This is a genomic window from Oleiphilus sp. HI0061 (assembly GCF_001635675.1).
Genome location: NZ_LWFE01000086.1, coordinates 1 through 1,039, shown reverse-complemented (window position 1 = coordinate 1,039; position 1,039 = coordinate 1). Strand labels below are relative to the sequence as shown.

General features: G+C 45.7%; 1 protein-coding gene. It reads left to right on the top strand.

Annotated elements, in window-relative coordinates; all coding sequences use genetic code 11:
• Positions 1-16 precede the first annotated feature (16 nt).
• On the top strand, positions 17-1,039 hold a 1,023-nt coding region (locus A3735_RS01045), incomplete at its 3' end, for a GAF domain-containing protein (protein ID WP_156499295.1).

Here is a 1,039-nt window from a genome sequence, read left to right as displayed (position 1 = left end):
GCAATAGAGGGTCGTTATGGATCAAGAGGTCCTGGAGAAATTATTACGCGCTCAGCAATCGATTACCGAAATGGTTTCGTCGGGCGCGTCTCTACCAGAGTGCTTGGAAGAAATCTGTAGTTCAATCGAGCAGGCCTTGGCAAGCAAGGCCGGCAAGAGCTCGATTCTTTTATTGAAAGGGAACAACTTACACCACGGCGCAGCACCGAGTTTGCCTAAGGCATATTGTGACGCTGTTAATGGTGTCGAAATAGGCGAAAGCGTTGGCTCTTGCGGCACGGCTGCGTTTACTAAGCGGCAGGTGATTGTTGCCGATATCGCTACAGACCCCTTGTGGGCGGACTTTAAAGGCCTTGCTTTACCTCACAACCTAGTCGCTTGTTGGTCGACGCCCATTGTCTCTTCAACAGGTGAGGTTTTGGGCACCTTTGCTATTTATTACCCCGAGATTCGCTTCCCTGAACCTGAAGACCTTAAGTTAATTGATCACTTCACTGGCTTATCTCGTATAGCAATTGAAAGAGAGTATTCAATGCAGCGTGAACAAGTCTTGAATGCCCAGCTAAAAACATCCAACGAAAAGCTCAAAGCTTTTATCTCCGTCATTCCCGATTTGGGCCTCATTCTCGATGAAGAAGGTAATTATATCGATATCTATGGTGGCAATGGTGAGCTACTGGTTGTCAATAGTTCAGAACTTATCGGTAAAAATATACGAGAAGTGATTGATTGTGATACCGCTGTTCAGCTGACTTCTGCTATTAGGCGGGCGCTCGAGTATTCAGAGCTGGAATTTCTTGAATATACTCTAGAAGTGAAGGGGGGACGCAGGGTCTTTGAAGGGCGAATCTGTCCGATCAATCATTACTTGCCTGAGCAGCCAGAAAAAAAGCATGTTCTGTGGATCGCCCGAGATATTACCGAAAAAAAGCAGGCAGAAGAAAATATTGAGAGGCTGGCTTACTATGATCCATTAACAGGCTTGCCGAACCGTAGAATGTTTAATGATTATCTTGATTGCACGGTAGATAAAATTGCT